Genomic DNA, 16,868 nt, shown 5'->3' with positions numbered 1-16,868 from the left:
TCGCGACCAGCTTGCCGCCCTCCTGCTCCTTCTTGATCAGGGCCATCTTGTCCTCGGGCGTGGCCTCGGCGAGGAAGTCGTCCACGCCGGCCTCCCCGGCAATGGCCCGGGCGGTCAGCGGGTTGTCGCCCGTGATCATGACGGTCCTGATGCCCATCCGGCGCAGGTCCGCGAAGCGCTCCCGGATGCCCTGTTTGACGACGTCCTTGAGGTGGATGACCCCGAGGACACGGGCGGGGTCGGTCCCGTACCGGTCGGCGACGACCAGCGGGGTGCCGCCGAGGGCGGAGATGCCGTCGACCAGCGGCCCGATCTCGTGACCGGCCGTGCCGCCGTTCTGTTCCACCCAGCGGATCACCGCGCCCGCTGCGCCCTTGCGGATGTGCCGGGGCACACCGTCCTCGATCAGGTCGGCGCCGCTCATCCGGGTCTGCGCGGAGAACTTGATCCACACGGCGCGTCCGAGCTCGTCCTGGGTCCGGGCCCGCAGCCCGTACGCCTCCTTGGCGAGGACGACGACGGAACGGCCCTCCGGGGTCTCGTCGGCGAGGCTGGAGAGCTGCGCGGCGTCGACGAGCCGTGTCACGTCCACGCCTCCGACCGGGGTGAACTCGGAGGCCTGGCGGTTGCCGAAGGTGATGGTGCCGGTCTTGTCGAGCAGCAGCGTCGACACGTCGCCGGCGGCCTCGACGGCGCGGCCGGACAGGGCGAGCACGTTGCGCTGCACCAGGCGGTCCATGCCGGCGATGCCGATCGCGGAGAGCAGCGCGCCGATGGTGGTCGGGATGAGCGCCACGATCAGGGCGACCAGGACGACGATGCTCTGCTCTGCCCCGGCATAGGAGGCCATCGGCTGGAGCGTGACGACCGCGACCAGGAAGACAACGGTCAGCGAGGCGAGCAGGATGTCGAGGGCGATCTCGTTCGGCGTCTTCTGCCGGGCGGCGCCCTCGACCAGCGCGATCATCCGGTCGATGAAGGTCTCCCCCGGTCTGGAGGTGATCTTGACGACGATCCGGTCGGACAGCACCCTGGTGCCACCGGTGACGGCGCTGCGGTCGCCTCCGGACTCGCGGATCACCGGCGCGGACTCACCGGTGATCGCCGACTCGTCGACGGAGGCCAGCCCTTCCACCACGTCGCCGTCGCCGGGGATGGTCTGCCCGGCCTCGACCACCACGTGGTCACCGAGCCGCAGTTCGGCGGCCGGGACCTCCTCTTCCGGGGCCTCGCCTAGGCCGGGCCGCCACGGCACGGTGAGCCGCCGGGCGACGGTCTCGGTGCGGGTGCGGCGCAGCGTGGCTGCCTGGGCCTTGCCCCGGCCCTCGGCCACAGCCTCGGCGAGGTTCGCGAAGACCACCGTCAGCCAGAGCCAGGCCGTGATCAGCCAGGCGAAGAGGCTGGCGTGTCGGATCGCCGCATAGGTGGTCAGCACCGAGCCGACCTCCACGACGAACATGACCGGGCGCCGGGCCATCGCCCGCGGGTCGAGCTTGCGCAGCGCGTCGGGGAGGGAGCGCACCAACTGCTCGGGGTCCAGCAGCCCGCCGACCACCCGGTGTGCCTCGTGCACCGGCGGCTTCGGTGTCGGCGCCGACGGCTTGGGTGTCGACGGCGGCTTCGGTGTCGGCGCGGACATCACCGCAGCCCTTCCGCCAGCGGCCCGAGGGCGACGGCCGGGAAGTAGGTCAGCCCGACGACGATCAGGACGACCCCGGTGAGCATGCCCACGAACAGCGGCCGGTGGGTGGGCAGGGTGCCGGCCGTCGCGGGGACGGTGCGCTGGCGCGCCAGCGATCCGGCCAGCGCGACGACGAAGACCATCGGCAGCAGTCGGCCGAACAGCATGGCCAGGCCGAGGGCGGTCTGCCACCAGGTGCTGGTGGCGGTGAGGCCGGCGAAGGCGGAGCCGTTGTTGTTGGCGGCCGAGGTGAAGGCGTAGAGGACCTCGGAGAACCCGTGCGGGCCGCTGTTGAGCGCGGCGGAGCGCTCGTCGCGGAAGGTCATCGCCGTCCCGGTGCCGATCAGGACGATCGCCGGGGTGCTGAGGATGTAGAGGGCGGAGAACTTCATCTCCCGGCCGCCGAGCTTCTTGCCCAGGTACTCGGGAGTACGGCCGACCATCAGACCGGCCACGAAGACGGTGATCACGGCGAGGATCAGCATGCCGTAGAGGCCGGAGCCCACACCGCCCGGCGCGATCTCACCGAGCATCATGTCGACGAGCAGGACGCCGCCGCCCAGGGGCGTGAAGGAGTCGTGGGCGGCGTTCACCGCGCCGGTCGACGTCAGGGTGGTGGAGGCTGCGAAGAGCGCGGTGGCCGAGATGCCGAGGCGGACCTCCTTGCCCTCCATCGCGGCGCCGGCCGCCCGCAGCGCGCTCCCCTGGTGCTGCCACTCGAAGAGGGCGGTCAGGACGGTGGAACCGACCCAGAGCAGCGCCATCACGGCGACGATCGCGTACCCCTGGCGCCGGTCGCCGACCATCGTCCCGAAGGTGCGGGGCAGCGCGAAGCCGATCACCAGCAGCAGGAAGACCTCCAGCCAGTTGGTGAGCGGGTCGGGGTTCTCGAAGGGGTGGGAGGAGTTCGCGTTGTAGAACCCGCCACCGTTGGTGCCGAGCTCCTTGATGACCTCCTGGGACGCGACGGGCCCGCCCGGGAGGGCCTGGGTGCCTCCGCCCAGCGTGCCGATCTGCTCGGCGGCGTGCAGGTTCTCGACCATCCCGGCAGCCACGAAGACGATCGCGAAGACCACCGACACCGGCAGCAGCAGCCGGATCGTCACCCGGGTGACGTCCACCCAGAAGTTGCCCACCCGGTCGGCCCCGGTGCGGGCGAAGCCGCGGATCAGCGCGGCGGCGACGGCGATCCCCACCGCCGCGGACAGGAAGTTCTGCACCGCGAGACCAGCCATCTGCACCAGGTGGCCCATCGTCGACTCGCCCGCGTACGACTGCCAGTTGGTGTTGGTCACGAAGGAGACCGCGGTGTTCCAGGCCGTCGCCGCCGGGACGGCGGGGAAACCCAGGGAGAGCCACAGGTGGTCCTGGAGGCGCTGGAAGGCGTAGAGGAAGAGCACCGAGACCGCCGAGAACGCCAGCACGCCCCGCAGGTAGGCGGGCCAGGCCTGGTCGGCGTCCCCGTTCACCCCGACGAGCCGGTAGACGCCCCGTTCGACCCGCAGGTGCCGGCGGCTGGTCAGCAGGTGCGCCAGGTAGTCACCCAGCGGCCGGTGGGACAGCACGAGTGCCGCCACCAGGGCCAGTGCCTGCAGGACCCCCGCGAGCGCCGGGTCCACCTCAGAACCGCTCGGGGAGGACGAGCGCCAGCACCAGGTAGACGACGAGCGCGCCCGCCACCACCAGCCCGAGAACGTTGTCCGCCGTCACAGCCGCTCCACACCCTTCGCCAGCAGCGCGAGCACGCCGAACGCAAGGATCGTCACACCGACGTAGGCCAGGTCCACCATGGATATTCACGCTCCGCGATCGGGTTCGGCTCGTCATCCGGTGATCCGAGTCTCGGGGGCCCCCTCCGGCGCTGCCGACTTCTCCTAAGCCATCGGGAGCTGACACGACAGCGAACCCGCTTGTCGCCACGGGCAGAGCCCTGCGACCAGCCCGTCGAAGCCCAGGACAGCGTGGGCGAGGAAGCCCGCACCGCCCTGCACCGCTACCTCACCGCCCGCACCCTCGGCATCAGCGACGATCCCCACCGGACCCTCGCCGACCACCTTCTCCCGAGGACTCCCCCGTACGGCCCGGGTGTGCCGCCGACGACGGGCCCCTCGTCCCCGGTTCCCGGCCGGGCTCGACGCGGACCAGGCTGAGCACGTAGGCGGTGCCGCCGCCCACTGCCTCCTCCTCCGCCAGTTCGCCGTTCATCGCCTCCACGAAGCCCCGCGCCACCGCCGGGCCGGCCCCCTCAGCGCCGAACCGGTCGCCGTGGACGGTGATCCGGACGTCCACCCGCCCCGCCACCTCACCGGCGTCGACCACCACCGGCCCGGCGGCCCCCGCGGCCAGGAGGTCCGCGACCGCCCGTTCCAGCAGCCCCGGATCGGCCAGCACCGGCGGCAGGGCCGCCGTCAGGTCGATGCGCACGCGGGGCACTCCCTCGGCGGCCGCCCGGAGCACCTCGGCCACCTCCGTCGGCCGCAGCACCACCGGCATCACCCCGGCCCGCAGCCGGCTCAGGTCCAGCAGGTTGGCGGTCAGCCGCTCCATCCGCTCCACCTCGACGCAGATCCGCCCGGCCGGACCCTGCAGCCGCACGGCCTCCCGGCGCACCGCCGCCAGAGGGGCCCGCAGGTCCCGTCCGACGGCTTCCAGCAGCGCGGCGTGCATCGCGTCGATCTGCGCGAGCTCCCCGGCCGCCGCGGCCTGGACGGCCAGCCGCTCCCGATCCCGGGCCAGCTTCAGCTGGGTGACGTACGGCCCGAGCAGCCGGGTGTCCTCCGCGGTGAGCGGCGCCCCGCGCAGGACCAGGACCGCGCCGTCCCCCAGCTCGACGGACCAGGACGCCTCGTCGGGCCGGAGCGGCACCGTCGTGCCGGCCCGGACCTCCGGGCGCCAGAGCTCGCCGGCGCGGACGAGCACGGCGGCCGCGTCCAGGCCGAAGGTCTCCCGCAGCTCCGCCACCAGATCCGCCGGCACCCGGGCCCCGGCGTCGACCGTCTCCCCCGCCAGCCTGGCGAGGACGGCCGCCTCCGCGCGAGCCCGGCCCGCCTGCTGCGAACGCCGCGTCAGCCCGTCGATCAGATGGGACATCACCCCGGCCACCGCGAGGAACAGCAGCAGCGCGGCGAGGTCGGCGCCACGGCGCACCGTCAGGCTGTACCGCGGGGTGGTGAAGAGGAAGTCCGCCGCCAGCGCCCCGGCGGCCGTGCCGCCGGCGGCCGGCAGCAGCCCGCCGAGCCGGGCCGTCCCCGCCACCACCAGCAGCAGGCACAGCAGCACCCCGGACAGGCCGAGCGCCTCGTGCAGCGGCGACAGCGCCCAGGTCAGCGCCACCGCCCCGACCGGCCCCAGCAGCCACGCCAGCCGGCGCCGACGGGCGGGGACCAGCGCCGGGCGGCGGCGCCGGGGCGCGGGCGGCACCCGAAGCGCTCCCGGGTCCGGCGGAGGAAGCACGTGCACGTCGATCGGGCCGGCCGACCGGATCACCCGGTTGATCACCGAGCCGGAGACCAGCTCGCGCAGCCTGCTGCGGCTGGTGGGGCCGAGGAGGATCTGCGTGGCGCTCTCCGAGCGGGCGAAGTCCACCAGCGCCCGGGCGACGTCGGTGCCGCTCACCTCGACGTAGCTGCCGCGCAGCTCCCGGAGCAGGTCCCGCTGCGACGCGAGGCCGGGCGGCTCCCGCTCGGCGGTGCCGTCGTCCAGCCGGACGTGCACGCCGACGAGGTCGCCGTGCACCCGGGTCGCGGTGCGGGCGCCCCGGCGGATCAGGTGCGCGCCCTGCGCGGCGCCGTCAAGGGCGACCACGATCCGCTCCTTGGTCTCCCAGGGGGCCCGGATGCCGTGCCTGGCCCGGTAGTCGGCCAGCTCCTCCTCCACCCGGTCGGCGAGCCAGAGCAGGGCCAGTTCCCGCAGCGCCCCGAGGTTGCCGGCCCGGAAGTAGTGCTCCAGCGCCACGTCGATCCGCTCCGGCGGGTAGACCTCCCCCTGGGCCATCCGCGCCCGCAGCGCCCGCGGGCTGAGGTCGACCAGCTCGATCCGGTCGGCCGCACGCACCACCTCGTCGGGGACGGTCTCGCGCTGGGCGACGCCGGTGATCTGCTCGACCACGTCGTTGAGGCTCTCCAGGTGCTGGATGTTGAGCGTGGTGGCGACGTCGATCCCGGCGTCCAGCAGTTCCCGCACATCCTGCCAGCGCTTCTCGTTCCGCCCGCCGGGCACATTGGTGTGCGCGAGCTCGTCCACCAGCGCGAGCGCCGGCCGGCGGCGCAGCAGCGCGTCCAGATCCAGTTCGGTCAGGGCCACCCCCCGGTAGGAGCGCGGCTCCCGCGGCTGCACGGGCAGGCCGGCGAGCTGTTCCTCCGTCCCGCGCCGGCCGTACGTCTCGACCAGGCCGACCACCACGTCCAGGCCCCCGTCGGAGAGCCGCCGGCCCTCCCGGAGCATGGCGTAGGTCTTCCCCACCCCCGGTGCCGCCCCCAGGAACACCCGCAGCTTCCCGGTCACCGCCACCCCGCCACCTCCTCCGCCTCCACGTCCATGCTGCGCCGTCCCCGGCGACGGCCCCACCCGACGACGACGCGACGACGAACGGCCTCCGGGGCGGACGGCCGCCGGGACGAACGGCCTCGTCACCGGGACCGTCCGGCCCCTGCCGGGGACCGTGATCGGTGGTGCCACGGAAGTACCGATGGCCGGGCTCTCGCGCGGACCTGCACCGAGCCAGGGAGGCCGCCATGAGAGCCGCCGTGGGAGACCGCATCATCGTCCAGGGCACCCGGCCGGGCGCGGCCCGCCGGGACGGCGAGATCGTCGGGCTGCGGCCGCGGACACCGGCGAGCTCGGGAGGCCGCCCGCCGGGAGCGGTTCGCCCGCCCACGGCGACGGCCACATGAGCAGCTCGGCCGGAGGGACGGCGCCGTACCGGGGATCTCCGGTGGCACCGCCCTGCGTCTGTGAGGAATGCCACAGCCGTCTCTCGACCGTCCAGGTGAACCTGCCCCGTCCCCTGTCACGTAGACCCCTGTGCAAGGAGGACATCGGAAGACGGCAGCCCGGCAGGGCGGACGACCAGGCCCGCGCCGGGCGCGGACGCGAGCGGCACGGGCACGAAGGCACTCCTGAGGAGGAAGTTGCGGTGTTGCGCCTCGGCGGTTCCCTGGCCTCCCGCGCCGCATGTGACCCACCGGCCGCGGCGCCCACTGCTCCCACCGTTCCGCACCTGCGCGAGTACGACCACGCTCGGGCCGCCCTCGACCACGCCCTCGAGCAGGGCGCCCGCGGCACCGGCGGATCCCTCCTGATCACGGGGCCGGCCGGCACCGGACGCTCGGCCCTGCTCGACGACGCCGCCGCGGCGGCCCGGCAGCGTGGGTTCACCGCCCTTCACGCCCGGTGCAGCTACGCCGACCGCGACGCGCCGCTGGAGCTCCTGCGCCGGCTCGCGCGGTCCGCCTGCCAGGCGGGCGACCAGCGCCGCTGGCTCCCGATCGCGCGGCAGGCCGCGGCGATGCTGGTCGGCCTGCCCGCCGAGGACGCCCTCCGCACCGCCGCGCTGCGCGGTCTGTACGACGTCCTCGGCCGGTTGGCCGTGCCGGAGGCCGCAGGACCGCTGCTGGTGGCCGTCGACGACGTGCACTGGGCCGACGAGGATTCCCTGCGGTGGCTGGTGGGGCTGGCCGAACGCTGCAGGGACGTTCCCGTGACCGTCGTCCTCAGCTTCTGCCCCGGCGCCGAGGCGCACGGCACCGACCTGTTGGCCGAACTGACGCTCACCCAGACACAGGAGGTGTCGCTGCGCGAGCTCGGGCGGCCCTCGGTGGCCGCGGTCCTCGAACACCACCTGGGGGCCGGCCCCGACGAGGAATTCACCGACGCGTGCCTGGCCGCCACCCGCGGCAACCCCCGCCTGGTCACCGCACTGGCCGCCCGCCTGGCGCAGCTCGGGCACGGCTGCGACGCCCGGGCCGCCACCGCGCTGCCCGACATCGTGGTCGACTCCGTAGCCCGGGGTGCGGGCGGCCGACTGCGCCGGCTGTCCCCCTACGCGCTGGACGTCGTCCGCGCCGTCGTCGTCCTCGCGTCCCCCGCCACCCCGGCCCGGATCGCCGAGCTGACCGGACTCGGCCGGCCGGTCGTCACCCAGGTGGTCGAGCGGCTGGTGCGCCTCGGTGTGCTGGCCGCCGGCCCGTCCGGTGCAACCATGCGCCATCCGGTGCTGACCACGGCCGTCAGGGCGGCCCTGGCCCCCAGCGAGGCCGAGGCGCTGCACGGCAGGGCCGCCCGCCTCCTGCACCAGAGCGGCGCCGCGCCCGACGCCGTCGCCCGGCACCTCGTGCATGCCCTGCCCAGCGGAGAACCCTGGGCCCTGGCCGCCCTTCGGGCCGGTGCCGCCGACCGCCTGGCCGCCGGGGACCCCGACACCGCGTGCTGCTATCTGCGTCGTGGTCTGGCCGAGCCGCTCGCCCCCGAGCCCCGTTCCGCGCTCCTGCTGGAACTGGCCGAGGCCGCCACCCGCACCGACCTGGCCGAGGCCGCCACCAGCCTCGACGAGGCGATCCGGCTCTCACCCGACGCCGGCCGGACCGTGTGCCGGACCCCCGGCCTGCTCGACCTGGTGCTGCTGGGCGCACCGCCCGACCAGGCCGAACGGATCGCCCTCGTCCTCGTCGGCCCACACCTGCGCGACGCCGACCCGGCCCTCGCCCTGCGGCTGTCCCACTGCGGGGTCCGGGGCCCGCTCCCGCCGCTGCCCGGGTCCCCGGCGGTCGGCGGGAACACGGGCGGCGGCGGCGCGTTCGCCCAGGCGCTGGCCGCCCTGACGAGGCTGCACCGGCAGACGGGGAACGCCACCGCGTTCGCGGACGCGCAGCAGGCCGCGCGGTCCGAGTTCCCCATCACCCCCGCCCACGTCATGGCCCACCTGTGGGCGGCCGACGTGATGATCCACACCGGGCAGCCGGAGTCGGCCGACACGCTGCTGGAAGCCGCGCTCATCCGCACCCGCCGAGGGCGGCACCAGCCCCTGGAGGCTCTCACCCGGTCCCTGCGCTCCCTGCTGCTCCTGGCGACCAAGGGACCGGCCGCCGCCCTGGAGGACGCCCGCGCCGCCGCCGCGACGCTGCACGCCTGCGCCGCCGCCCCCTCGGGACCGCTCGCCACCCTGGTCCGGGCCCGCCTGGTCCACCTGCTGACGCTGACCGGACGTCACGAGGAGGCCGCCACGGAACTCGAACGCGCCGGCGTCCAGGAGGCCCTGCCCGGCGGACTCGCCGGCGCCACCCACCTCTTCGCGCGCGGCGAGCTGAAGGCCGCGCTCGGCTACACCGAGGACGGTGCCCGGGACCTCCTGGAATGCGGCCGGCGCATGCGGGAGTTCGGCATCGCCGACGCGCTGCTGCCCTGGCGCTCCTCGGCTGCCCGCGCTCTCCTGTCGGCCGGCCGGGACGGGCAGGCCCGCGAACTCGCCCTCGAGCAAGCACAGTGGGCGCGCACCCAGCACGCCCCCGGGGTCCTCGGCCTCGCGCTGTCCGTCGCGGCCTGGACGGCCGGCAGTGCGGCGCCGGACGTCATCGCCGAAGCCGTGGAACTGCTGCGGGCCCACGGAGCGCCGCACGACCTGGCCCGGGCCCTCACCGACCAGGGCGCGCTGCTGCACCGGACCGGACGCACCGGCGCCGCCCGCACCGTGCTGCGCGAGGCCGTCCAACTCGCCCAGGACATCGGCACCACCGGCGTACTGGAGCACGCCGCCGCCGAACTCACCGCGGCCGGGGGCCGCATGCCCCGCTCGCGCCGGAAGGGCGTCGACAGCCTGACCGCAACCGAACGCAAGGTCGCCAGGCTCGCGGCCACCGGCCACACGAACCGGGAGATCTCCAAGTCCCTGTTCGTGCAGCTGCGGACCGTCGAGATCCATCTGACCAACACCTACCGCAAGTTGGGGATCGAGAGCCGTCACCAGCTGCGGCACGTCCTGCCCGGTGCCACCTGACCTCCCGGAGACCGAAACCACCGAGGAGCGGACCGAAGACAGTTCCCCCGGTCCTTGACCCCGCCCGGCGGACCTCCGCACGATGCCGAGTGGGAGCCCCGGGGCCGCACGACGAAGGGACCGAGCAGTGCAGAACGAGCCGGGCGCCGGCGGCGGGGAGCAGCAGGTCTCCTTCGCCGCCGACGTGCGCCTCCACCTCGACGACGACCGGCTCGTCGTCCACCGCGCACCGCGGTCCTACGTGCTGCGCGGCTTGCCGCCCGAGCTCCGCGACGTCCTGTGCGGCCTCGCCCGCGACCCCCTGCCGCTGCCGGGCGACCCGGCGGCGGCGCCACCGGCGCCGGGCCGGGGGGCCCACCACGCCGCCCTCATGCGGGTACTCGAACGCCTCAGCCACCTGCTGGTGCGCGACCTGCGTGGCTCCGGCGGCCGCACCCTGCTGCGCGTCGAACCCCTGCGGGCGCTGTCGCTGACCCTGCCGCCCCCGGTGGCGGCCGACACCCCGATCCGGCTCTCCCGGTTCGCCCTGCTGCGCGCCGACGGCGGCGCCATCGTCCTGGAATCCCCCCGTTCACCGGCTCGCCTGCGGCTCACCGACGACACTGCCCGCGCCGCGGTCCTGCAGCTGGCCGAACCCCGCACCGCCGAGGACCTGCTGTCGGTCGCCGGGCCCAGCGGCCCCGGTCTGACCACCGGGGTCCTGGCCCGGCTCACCGGACTGCTCATCGGCCTCGACCTCGCCGAGACCCCGGGCCGCGGCGGCGAGGACGACGACCCGGCACTGCGCCAGTGGGACTTCCACGACCTGCTCTTCGCCGCCCGCAGCACCCCGTCGCGCGACACCCTGCCGCGCTTCCTCAACGTCCTGCCGCCCCAGCCCGCGGTGCGCCCGCACCCGCCCGGTGCCGCCCGCTTCCCGCTGCCCCGGCCCCGGCTGGCCGACCTGCTGCGCGACGACCCCCCGCTGACCGTCGTGCTGGAGTCCCGGCGTTCCTGGAAGCGCTACGGGGACGAGCCCGTCACCACCCGTGCGCTGGGCGAGTTCCTCTACCGCACGGCCCGCGTCCGCAGCCGCCTCGGCGATCGCCCCGGACCGTACTACGCGTGGGACACCCGCCCGCTGTTCGAACGCACCTCCCGGCCCTACCCCGGCACCGACGGCATCCACGAACTCGAGTTGTACGTCACCGTCAGCCGCTGCGACGGACTGCCCGCCGGTACCTACCACTACGACCCGCTCGAGCACGCGCTCGTCCCGGTCGAACGCTGCGAGCGGGTCGGCGAGGTGATGACCCGTCGCATCGGCACGTGGCACCGGGCCACCCCCGACCTGCTGATCACCGTCACGTCACGCGTCCAGCGCCTGTCGTGGAACTACGGTGCGATCGCCTACGCCCTGACCCTCCAGCACCTCGGCGTCCTGCACCAGACGATGTACCTGGTGGCCACCGCCATGGGACTGGCACCCTGCGCGCTGCGTGGCGTCGCCGATCCGGACACCGTCACCGCGGCCCTCGGGCTGGACGGCACGCGCGAGGTCGCCCTCGGCGAGTTCCTGCTCGGAACCCGCCCCCACGACGCCCCGGCCCTCTCGGGAGCGCCGGACGCGGACAGCTGGGAACCCGTCAACTCCGCCGACTGGGGCCACCGGGCCGCCACCCGCGGCGGACCCGAAAACGCCACGGGACAGGAACGATGACGACGCCACCGCGCACCCCCGACCGGGCTCCCCGCTCCACCGCACCCGCCGACGGCGGGTCCGGTCCCCTGCCGCTGACCGCCTACACCGTCGACGGGGGCCCCGACCTGCCCCTGGTGCCCGCCCCCGTCCACCGCGAGTGGATCGCGGCGACCGACGAGGGCTTCGCCCGCCGCTGCCTGCCGCTGATGATGGCCAACCAGTCGGAGTGGTGGATCCTCAACAACAGCACGTTCACCGTCGAATGGGAGGGCAACCGGCACGCCCCCGCCCTGCGGGTGCGCTACACCGACGAGCACGCCCGACGGGCGGCGTTCAGCAACTTCGGGCACGGCGTGCTCACCTTCCACCTGCCCTACCTCTTCCGCACCCCGCCGGGCTGGAACCTGCTCGTACGCGGCCCGGCGAATCTGCCCAAGGACGGGATCACGGCCCTGTCGGGACTCATCGAGACCGACTGGACCAGCGCGTTCTTCACCATGAACTGGCAGGTCACCCGGCCGCACCACCCGATCGAGTTCCGCGCCGGGGAGCCGGTGTGCGCCTTGGTGCCGCAACGGCGCGACGAGCTCACCCGTTTCCGGCCCGAGACCACCCCACTGGCCGGATCGCCCGAGGAAGCGGGCTACCGCGCCTTCAGCGCCAGCCGGGACCGGTTCAGCGAGGAACGCCTCGTCCCGGGCACCCGGGCGCACCAACAGCAGTTCCAGCGCCACTACCTGCGCGGCGAGAACCACCACGGCGAGCGGTTCCCGGAGCACCGGCGCAAGGTGGACCTCCAGCCGTTCACCGACCGCGCCCTGTACGCCGAGGAGAAGGAGTAAGTAGCCATGCACCTGCCGGAATTCGACCTGGCACGGCTGCTCGCGCCGGTCACCGTCGAGGAGTTCGAACGCGACTTCCGCGAGCAGCAACCCCTGCACGTGGCGCGCGAACAGCCGTTCCACTACCGGGAGTTGCTCACTATCGACGACTTCGACAGGCTGCTCGCACTGTCCGGTCCCGACTTCCACCAGCTCCGGGTGGTCCACGCCGGACGCAAGGATCCCGTCGAGCCGGGTACCCGACTGGGCACCATCTACGACGCCTTCGAGGCGGGCGCCACCCTCCAGGTGCAGCACGTCGACTCCCGCTGGGAGCCCCTGCAGCCGCTCATCCGGGCCCTCGGCCAGTGGGCCGGCGCCAAGGTGTGGGCCAACGCCTACCTCACCCCCGGCGGCAACGCCCAGGGCTTCGTTCCGCACCACGACGGGCACGACGTCCTGGTCGCGCAGATCCACGGCACCAAACGCTGGCGCCTCTACGGCGTGCGCACCCCGCTGCCCTTCGAAGGCCGGATGTTCCGGGAGAGCAGCCCGGGGGCCGCCCGGTACGACCGGCACCTCCTCCTGCGGGCCGGCGACCTGCTCTACCTGCCGCGCGGCACCATCCACGCGGCGGCCACCGAGGACGTCACCTCCCTGCACCTCACCATCGCCGTCGAGCCGGTGCTGTGGTCCACCGCCATCCAGGACGGGATCCGCAGGGTCTTCGAGCAGGACGTCGCCTTCCGCCGCTCGATGCCGCCCGGGTTCGCCACCCGACCGCAGACCGAGGAGACCATGGCCGAACTGCTGCGCCTGCTGTGGGAACGCCTTTCGCCGCGGGAGCTGGTCGCGCAGGCGCAGCGCACCGCCGCCGGACTCCAGACCCCCGGCGCACGCGGCCGCCTCACCGCTATCGCCGCGGCCGACCCCGACCCCGGTTCCGCCCCCGGTTCCGCCCCCGGTTCCGCCCCCGGTTCTGACTCCGGCGCTGACTCCGACTACGAGGAATGACGGCGGGAGCCCGGCCCGGGCTCCCGCCGGTGCGAGTCACGCCCTCGCGTGGATCAGCCGGACACAGGCTTCTTGGACCCACTCGAAGGGGATGCCACTGGGGAGGTTCCCGTCCCGCAGGTCCGCCGTGAGCGACTCCCACGTCTGGTACCCGTGGTGTCGCGCGACACTCCCCCGGACCCGCTGTTCGTGATCAGGGGTCACCTCGGCGCCGTGGCCGAGCTTGTGAGCCTCCAGCCGAAGGACCGCGTGCCACAGCATCACCTCGGTCTCGAACTGCCCGAATGAGGCGACCTTCTCCATGAGGCGACGGGGAATCTCCCGCCGGTCCTGAAAGACGCGGGCGAGGGCTTTCTCGGCCAGCGGGTTCCGCGGCGACCTCGGGCAGTCCTTCGCGGCGATGCCGTCGAATTCCGGCTCGTCGGCCACCAGCCACCGCAGGTACTTCCGATACCGCCCGCTACCGGCCAGGAAACAGGGCAGCTCGGTGTCGAGCCGTGGCCGGTCGTACCCGAGCAGCGGATCGTGAGAGAAGTACCGCGGACCCCGGTCGAGCGTCCGGGCCACGCCGTCGAATTCGCCGTGGTCAGGCGTGGCAGCCAGCAGGCGAACAGCGCTCAGCGCATCGGCCCGCTTGATGTCGACGGCCGCACAGGCTTCTCGGATCGCCCCGTCCGGATCTCCCACTCCTGCTTTCTTCAAGATCATTCGCCACGTTCTGTCGGGGTAGTACAACGCCGTCGCGGCGTGAATCAGCGCGTCCTGCTGGGACGACGTGATCAGGCGAAGTCCGCGCAGCCTCCGAACGGCCGCGCGGATGTTGATCAGGGCGACGCTTACCGCCGAATACTCCCGGTCGGGATCGGTCGCGACCGCCACCGGGTCGTCCGAATCCAGCAGCCCCATCCGGTACATCCGGTAGACCGCACCCACGCCCCGCACGCCTGCCGGCCAGCATTCCGCCGCCCGGACGGCCCCCATGCTGGACGCGCCGAAGATCTGCGCACCGTCCTGGGCGACGTCCACCACCTCGCGCGTCGAAACGGGGAGTTCGTGCGCGAAGGTGCCGTCGATGACGAGGATGCGGGTGCTGCCTCCTTCCCTGGCCCGGTACACGTCTCCGCGCTTCGCGGGCGGCAGGACCTCGGCGGCGGGCAGGAGCTCCCGGACCTGGCCGGGTGCCAGGGAAGGACCGGTGAAGACAGTCGTCCTCATCACTCAGACCACCGATCCGAGCATGCGGAGAGTCGGGGTCCGCGAGGTCTCACCGTAGGAGCAGGCAAGACCCGGCACGAGAACGCGGACGACGGGTACGCCGAGGTCCGGGCGCGTCACCTCCGTCACCAGACAGTGCTCCGTTCCCGCGGCGCGCAGCCGGCCGACGACCTCCTCGATGCCCTGCAGGACGTCGTCGCAGCCGCTCCTCTCCTGGGGGAACGCCAGGGTCGGGGAGCCGTAGTAGAGCTCCGACCGCCTCTTCTGCTCGGCGGGCCTGCGCTTCGAGTGGATGCTCTCGAACACGTCACGAGCGCCGCCGGCGACACCACTGTGCGCTTGGCAGGCTTCGGTGATGGCACGGACCAGTGCGCGCTGGGGATCGAGGTCGGCGCCGTACCCCCCGAAGGTCACCGGCTCGCCCGCGGAGCCGAAGAAGTCGTCGTCGATGAGAACCACGCCGAACACCGGCACACCGATGGCGCTCGGTACCTCCTGAATGCGCACGACCAGCCGCTGATCGCCCAACTGCTCGATGAAGTCCCGCGCGGTTCCCGGTGGCACGGTCGCCGGATCCACGATCCTCAGCGGGCGGGGCGGAGAGAACCCCGGGTCGTGATGGGCGGTGTAGAAGTCCTCCTCGGACACGGCGTCCCGCTCGATGAGTTCGTACAGCGCGTGGAGCACGGATTCCGCGTAGGAGTTGCCCGATGCCAGCCCGTTCGTCTCGATCCGGGCGGTGACTCCCTCGCTCGCCGGATTCAGCACGAGGTCGGTCGGCACCAGTCTGTGGTCCTCCCCCATCAGGTCGTACGCTCCCGTCCACGAGAACACCGCATCGGGCCGGTACGACGTGTCGGACGGGAGGTTGAACGCCGTCGGGTCCACCGCTCCGGAAGCGGCCAGGTCCTGATAGGACCCACTGACGACCCGGCCGGGCGGCAGGGCCTCGGCCGATACCCGCTCGATCGCCTCCATGACGGCGCTCAGTTTCGCCGCGAGGGCCGTGGCACCCTTGCCCATGCTCACGGCCAGGTCCTTGGCCAAGGGCGTGACGGCCGACCACACCGGAACGCCGATGAAGTCGATGGGCGCCAGGTCGTACACCCGCGTGATGGGAACCCGGGGCAGCAAGGGCTCGAGCCACTCCCACGTTTCGGCGAAGTCCCTCACATGCCCCGCCTCCGTCCTCGCGGTGCCGTGCTCGAACGACGAGGGGCCGAGGGACGTGAGACGTTCCGGTGCTACCTGGCGCACGTCGGCTTCCTGTTCTGCGGTCGGGGTCAGTTCAGCGGGCCGGTGAAGTCCGGGGCGACGTAGTGCAGCAGGCACATCGTGACGTGACGGCCGGCGGGCAGCGGGTCGCGCCAGTGCTCGTCGTCGGTGCCGCTGTAGACGACCGCGTCGCCCATGCCGAGCGCGACCTCGTGCATGCGGTCGGCGGTCCGGATGCGGAACGGCCACGGGTCCGCGCCGGCCGGGTCGTCGTCCACGCACAGCGAGACGTTCCACCGGCACTGCGGGCGGTCCCGGTGGGGCTCCAAGGCGGCCCCGGGCCGGTAGGTGACCACCCAGGTGTACGAGGGCCGCACCGGCTCGCCGACCCACGCGCTGACGGCCCGCGCGAGCTGCCGCTGCACGAACAGGGTGACGGCGTCGCAGTACATGCCGTCCCGCCCGTCGCGGACCTGCTGGCTGTCCGTGCTGAAGCAGCCCTCCCGGCGCATCCGCCGGAAGTGCCGCCGCAGCGCCGCCACGAACAGCGGGGGGAACACCTCCCGCAGGACCAGTACCCCGTCCCCGCCCTCCTGAGCCGGGGCCGCCGGCGGTTCCGGCGGGGTGCGGGGCACGAGCACGCCCGCCAGCCACAGGGCCCGCAACGCCTCCCGGGAGAGCTCCTCGGGGGGCGCGCCCTCCAGGGCGACCCGCCGCAGGTCCGCGCCCCAGGTGCCGTCGCACCACCAGGGCACCACGGTGCCCGAACGGGCGTCGCGCACCCAGACGACGGGCCGTTCGGCGGCGAAGTCCCGCGGGCCCGTGACGACCGCGTGGCCCTCGGGTGCGTCCGCGGCGACGGCCTGCGGCAGCTCCGGGCCGTACTGGACGTGGAGACCGGGGTTGAGCTTCAACTCGGCGGCGTCCGGCACCGGAAGGCCGGCGGCCTCCGGCGGCAGCAGGGCGAGCAGTTCCTCGTCGGCATCGCAGCGCAGCCGCAGTTCCTGCAGCCGGGCCGGGGCCTCGTCCGGCGGCAGCAGCAGGCCCAGGCGCACCGCCGCCTGGCGCTTCTCCTGCGGTGTCGCCTTCTGTCCGGCCAACAGCGCGGGCAGCAGGGCCAGTTCGGCGGGGGACGTCAGCCTGACGCGCTCCACCGGCCGCCCGCGTCGGCGAACGGCGAGGAACACCGCCAGGGTCACCTGCGGGTTGGCCACCAGGTCATCGTCCATGAGCGCGCCGGGCCCTGCCCTT

Annotated in this window: 12 protein-coding genes; 5 read left to right on the top strand and 7 right to left on the bottom strand. The window is 73.7% G+C overall.

What is annotated here, in order from left to right; genetic code table 11:
- The 4 genes from kdpB to ACWDBE_RS25675 form a co-directional block, all read right to left on the bottom strand.
- Window positions 1-1,639 (bottom strand): potassium-transporting ATPase subunit KdpB (gene kdpB / locus ACWDBE_RS25690; RefSeq protein WP_449809216.1); only part of this gene is annotated, 1,639 nt, incomplete at its 3' end.
- A complete protein-coding gene (kdpA, locus tag ACWDBE_RS25685; protein ID WP_449809215.1) occupies window positions 1,639-3,300 on the bottom strand; it encodes a potassium-transporting ATPase subunit KdpA in 1,662 nt (553 codons plus the stop codon). The genes kdpB and kdpA, both read right to left, overlap by 1 nt.
- Before the next feature lies 1 nt (window position 3,301).
- Window positions 3,302-3,391, bottom strand: coding sequence for a potassium-transporting ATPase subunit F (locus ACWDBE_RS25680; RefSeq protein ID WP_449809214.1), 90 nt, complete (start codon window positions 3,389-3,391; stop codon window positions 3,302-3,304).
- Between the two features lie 309 nt (window positions 3,392-3,700).
- Window positions 3,701-6,190 carry a DUF4118 domain-containing protein gene (locus ACWDBE_RS25675; protein WP_449809213.1) on the bottom strand — a complete coding sequence of 830 codons (2,490 nt, stop codon included), beginning with the start codon at window positions 6,188-6,190 and terminating at the stop codon, window positions 3,701-3,703.
- A gap of 224 nt (window positions 6,191-6,414) precedes the next feature.
- Between ACWDBE_RS25675 and ACWDBE_RS25670 the strand changes: the two genes are divergently transcribed.
- The 5 genes from ACWDBE_RS25670 to ACWDBE_RS25650 all read left to right on the top strand — a co-directional run bounded on the left by ACWDBE_RS25670 (window position 6,415) and on the right by ACWDBE_RS25650 (window position 13,187).
- A complete protein-coding gene (locus tag ACWDBE_RS25670) occupies window positions 6,415-6,573 on the top strand; it encodes a DUF1918 domain-containing protein (protein ID WP_449809212.1) in 159 nt (52 codons plus the stop codon).
- 242 nt (window positions 6,574-6,815) lie between these two features.
- Entirely contained in the window at window positions 6,816-9,671 is a 2,856-nt protein-coding gene (locus ACWDBE_RS25665) for an AAA family ATPase (protein ID WP_449809211.1), read from the top strand.
- Window positions 9,672-9,798: 127 nt separating this feature from the next.
- Window positions 9,799-11,370, top strand: coding sequence for a SagB family peptide dehydrogenase (locus tag ACWDBE_RS25660; RefSeq protein WP_449809210.1), 1,572 nt, complete (start codon window positions 9,799-9,801; stop codon window positions 11,368-11,370).
- Window positions 11,367-12,194 carry a DUF6065 family protein gene (locus tag ACWDBE_RS25655; protein WP_449809209.1) on the top strand — a complete coding sequence of 276 codons (828 nt, stop codon included), beginning with the start codon at window positions 11,367-11,369 and terminating at the stop codon, window positions 12,192-12,194. Before ACWDBE_RS25660 ends, ACWDBE_RS25655 begins: the two co-directional genes overlap by 4 nt.
- Window positions 12,195-12,200: 6 nt before the next feature.
- Window positions 12,201-13,187 carry a JmjC domain-containing protein gene (locus tag ACWDBE_RS25650; protein ID WP_449809208.1) on the top strand — a complete coding sequence of 329 codons (987 nt, stop codon included), beginning with the start codon at window positions 12,201-12,203 and terminating at the stop codon, window positions 13,185-13,187.
- A gap of 36 nt (window positions 13,188-13,223) precedes the next feature.
- Here the strand turns inward: ACWDBE_RS25650 and ACWDBE_RS25645 are convergent, their stop codons facing one another.
- The 3 genes from ACWDBE_RS25645 to ACWDBE_RS25635 form a co-directional block, all read right to left on the bottom strand.
- Window positions 13,224-14,402, bottom strand: coding sequence for a TfuA-like protein (locus ACWDBE_RS25645; RefSeq protein ID WP_449809207.1), 1,179 nt, complete (start codon window positions 14,400-14,402; stop codon window positions 13,224-13,226).
- 3 nt (window positions 14,403-14,405) lie between these two features.
- Window positions 14,406-15,575, bottom strand: coding sequence for a YcaO-like family protein (locus ACWDBE_RS25640; protein ID WP_449809206.1), 1,170 nt, complete (start codon window positions 15,573-15,575; stop codon window positions 14,406-14,408).
- Window positions 15,576-15,685: 110 nt separating this feature from the next.
- Window positions 15,686-16,846, bottom strand: a complete 1,161-nt coding sequence (locus ACWDBE_RS25635; protein WP_449809205.1) for a hypothetical protein — start codon at window positions 16,844-16,846, stop codon at window positions 15,686-15,688.
- Window positions 16,847-16,868 lie beyond the last annotated feature (22 nt).

It is taken from the genome of Kitasatospora sp. NPDC001132 (genome assembly GCF_053598415.1).
The sequence above is the reverse complement of the archived record's forward strand: the minus strand, read 5'-3'. Positions and strand labels throughout refer to the sequence as shown.

Excerpts from the sequence above, each read along its gene's own strand:
- ACWDBE_RS25645 (WP_449809207.1), bottom strand. The coding sequence starts at position 14,402 with ATGAGGACGACTGTCTTCACCGGTCCTTCCCTGGCACCCGGCCAGGTC.
- ACWDBE_RS25670 (WP_449809212.1), top strand. The coding sequence starts at position 6,415 with ATGAGAGCCGCCGTGGGAGACCGCATCATCGTCCAGGGCACCCGGCCG.
- ACWDBE_RS25655 (WP_449809209.1), top strand. The coding sequence starts at position 11,367 with ATGACGACGCCACCGCGCACCCCCGACCGGGCTCCCCGCTCCACCGCA.
- ACWDBE_RS25650 (WP_449809208.1), top strand. The coding sequence starts at position 12,201 with ATGCACCTGCCGGAATTCGACCTGGCACGGCTGCTCGCGCCGGTCACC.
- ACWDBE_RS25635 (WP_449809205.1), bottom strand. The coding sequence starts at position 16,846 with ATGGACGATGACCTGGTGGCCAACCCGCAGGTGACCCTGGCGGTGTTC.